The organism is Hydrocoleum sp. CS-953, from assembly GCF_002260545.1.
Lineage (GTDB): Bacteria > Cyanobacteriota > Cyanobacteriia > Cyanobacteriales > Microcoleaceae > Trichodesmium.
The window spans coordinates 1-3,527 of record NZ_LGSU01000534.1; the positions used below are offsets into that span (position 1 = coordinate 1).

At 37.3% G+C, this 3,527-nt stretch carries 3 protein-coding genes; all 3 read left to right on the forward strand.

The window, feature by feature from the left end; genetic code table 11:
• Positions 1–249: 249 nt before the first annotated feature.
• Positions 250–1,039: efflux RND transporter permease subunit (locus AFK68_RS41075; protein WP_246844014.1), on the forward strand; the 790-nt coding region annotated here is incomplete at its 3' end.
• An 11-nt stretch (positions 1,040–1,050) separates the two neighbouring features.
• Positions 1,051–1,883, forward strand: an 833-nt coding sequence (locus tag AFK68_RS41080; RefSeq protein ID WP_246844015.1) for an efflux RND transporter permease subunit, incomplete at its 3' end; no start/stop codon positions are given.
• 373 nt (positions 1,884–2,256) lie between these two features.
• Positions 2,257–3,360, forward strand: a complete 1,104-nt coding sequence (locus AFK68_RS41085) for an efflux RND transporter permease subunit (RefSeq protein WP_246844016.1) — start codon at positions 2,257–2,259, stop codon at positions 3,358–3,360.
• Positions 3,361–3,527 lie beyond the last annotated feature (167 nt).

A 3,527-nucleotide genomic window follows, 5' to 3' on the forward strand; every position in this document is an offset into this window, starting at 1 on the left:
GAGATAGGGAGATGGGGAGATGGGGAGATGGGGAGATGGGGAAGGAACAAGGAAAAAATATTTACCCCATCAGTTGTACTTTCTCTAAACAATAATAATTTTAATTTATGATCGCTGAAAATCAACTATTGTGGTATCAAAGAATATTTCTCTGTGTGCCAACAAATATTTCTAAATTCTCTTCTCTCCTGACTCCTGACTTCTGACTCCTAATTAACTATCTAATTATACCAATGCTACCGAATTTATATGAAACAATCTTCAGTAAAAAATCTGCGACGGCGCTGGAATATTTCTCGGTGGGCGATCGCTAAACCTTGGTTAACTATCTGTTTTTGGTTAACTGTAACTATAGCAGGATTATTTGCTTTTAGTAGTCTCAAATATGCTTTATTTCCAGAGGTCAGTTTTCCCGTAGTGGTGATACAAGCAAAAGCAAGTTTTGACACCGCTACAGAAACAGAAAGAGAAATTACTGCCCCTATTGAAAATGCTGTCAAAAACCTGGAAACAGAAGGGATGTATGAATTGCGTTCCTCAACATATCCAGGTCAAGCAGTGATAAATATGGCTTTTAGCACTCTCTACAATTTAAGCTCGGCAACAGCAAATGTGGAAACTGCTCTCAAACAAGTAACTCTACCTCCAGAAACAAGTTTAGAAATAATTAGTCTCGACTTAAATGAGTCAGCAGCTATTAGTTACGCCATTACCAGTGAGAGTAAAACTCTGAAAGAATTAACTAAAATTGCCCAAAATCAAATTATTCCTACTATTGCCGAATTACCAGGAGTTTTAAAAGTTAATCTACTGGGCGATGCTTCCCGAAAACAAAAAGATAATGAAAATTTAATCTCTACTTCTCCCCCAACTCTAGTTAGTTTCAATGCTAAAAATGCGATAGCTTTTCAAGTAGTTAAACGTGCTGATGCTAATACTCTAGAAGTCGTGAGTAAGGTAGAAGCAACTGTAGTAAAATTGCAGTCTGACTTACCTGAAATTAAACTTGTCTTAGCAGAAACTCAAGCAGATTATATTCNTAAAAATGCGATAGCTTTTCAAGTAGTTAAACGTGCTGATGCTAATACTCTAGAAGTCGTGAGTAAGGTAGAAGCAACTGTAGTAAAATTGCAGTCTGACTTACCTGAAATTAAACTTGTCTTAGCAGAAACTCAAGCAGATTATATTCAGGAGGCAACCCAAGCTACTATTGATGCTTTGTTATTAGGAATTATTTTGGCAGTGGCAGTCATTTTTCCATTCTTACGGAATTTGACTGCAACAATGATTACAGCTTTGGCAATACCTATTTCTTTATTAGGTACTTGTATTGTCATGGCAATATTTGGATTTAATTTAGAAACTATTACTCTGCTAGCATTGGCAATAATTATTGGAATTATTGTTGATGATGCTATTGTGGATGTAGAAAATATTGCTAGACATCTTGAAGCAGGAGAAACTCCTAAACAAGCAGCAATTTCTGGTACTGATGAAATAGGTTTAACTGTTGTTGCTTCTACTTGCACTATTGCAGCAGTATTTCTGCCAGTTGCTTTTATGGGAGATACTCTCGGTCAATTTTTTCAACCTTTTGGTTTGACGGTTTCGGCAGCAGTATTAATTTCTTTATTGGTTGCTCGCACTTTATCGCCGGTATTGGCAAGTTGGTGGTTGAATGAATTTAGGAGTCAGGAGTCAGGAGTCAGGAGTCAGGAGGAAGTTACTCAGAAACCGGGTTTATCAGAGAAATTTGGTGATTTGAAGGATGGGGATAATAAACCCGGTTTCTTGTTTTGGCAACGAAAAGGAGTTAGGGAGAAACCGGGTTTATCAGAGAAATTTGGTGATTTGAAGGATGGGGATAATAAACCCGGTTTCTTNTTTTGGCAACGAAAAGGAGTTAGGGAGAAACCGGGTTTATCAGAGAAATTTGGTGATTTGAAGGATGGGGATAATAAACCCGGTTTCTTATTTGAGAAGATTTTATCTAATCAATATCAAAAATTACTTAACTGGTCGCTAGACCATCGCAAAATTGTCATCGCCATAGCTTTATTTAGTTTTGTCGCTGGTGTAGCAATGATTCCTCTAATTCCTAAAGGGTTAACACCCCAACTCGACCGAGGCGAATTTAATATTACCTATTCTTATCCTCTACCTACTTTTACCACTAATACTGAAAAATCTCCCCCTCCCCAAGAAATTAAACCGCCTCCTGAAAACTCAATTTTTGGGGAAGGTGCATTTAATTGGATGAGCGATATAACCAACTCTCCGACCAGAATATTGTTAAGAAAATCTCGAAGAATAGCTCAACAAATTGAGAAAATTGTTTTATCTTCCCCAGAAGTAGAGTCTGTTTTTACTATTGCAGGTTTCCAGGGTGAGCCAAATCGTGGTAAAGTGTATGTGAAACTCAAAAAAGAGCGATCGCTAACCACTGCCCAAGTACAAGAGCAAACTCGTACTGCTTTATCAGAATTAGAAAAAGTTACTATCAGTGTTGAGGATATTCCTTTTGTGGAGACTGGTGCAGGAAAACCTTTTGAAATAATGCTATTGGGAGATAACCGGGAAATTCTTCACAATACTGCTACGGAAATTCAAACTCAGATTCAAAAAATACCAGGTTTTGTAGACATAACTATAACGTCTCAGTTTCAGAATTTTGATAACCCGATAGAAATCAGTCGTCGCGGTTTGAAACAGGTTGTGTATATTACTGCTAATCTCTCTGATGGTTTAGGATTAGCGGATGCTATTGATTTGGCAGTAGAGGTAGCTCAACCTATTTTACCAGATGGTGTCGAGTTAGATTTGGGAGGAGATTCTTTGAGAGTAGGAGAAGTATTTGGTAGTTTTGCCGTGACGTTAGGTTTGTCTGTTGTCTGTATGTTGACAGTGCTATTTTTACTTTTTGGTAGACTTTTAGAACCTTTGGTAGTAGGTTTGTGTTTGCCTCTATCTATTGTGGGAGCAATGTTAGGGTTGTTAGTTACTCAAAGTGATTTTGGTGTTATTTCTTTATTAGGTCTAATTTTTCTCCTTGGTTTGCTCGACAAAAATGCCTTGTTGTTGATGGATTATATTAATCAGTTGCGTCAGTCTGGGTTAGAGCGGAGAGAGGCAATTTTGGAAACTGGAGTAGTGCGACTGCGACCAATTTTGATGACCACAAGTTCCACCGTTTTAGGGATGTTGCCGATCGCTCTGGGATTAGGAGCAGGAGCAGAATTACGACAACCTTTAGCTGTGGCAATTATTGGCGGGTTGATTACTTCTACATTATTGAGTTTAATTGTAGTTCCTGTTTTGTATAGTTTATTAGAAGATTTGTGGGATTGTAAAAACAGTTAAATAGACGAATATATTTTAGAACTAGCTGATATTAAAATAGACATCTCCGGTAATCAAAAATTAAATCAATTATCCCGAATAAATCATCAATAGACCTCTCCGAAAAAGATATATATTTTTTGCGGTAGTAGGGAACATGGAACAGGGAACAGGGAATAGATAATATA

Excerpts from the sequence above, each read along its gene's own strand:
- AFK68_RS41085 (WP_246844016.1), top strand. The coding sequence starts at position 2,257 with ATGAGCGATATAACCAACTCTCCGACCAGAATATTGTTAAGAAAATCT.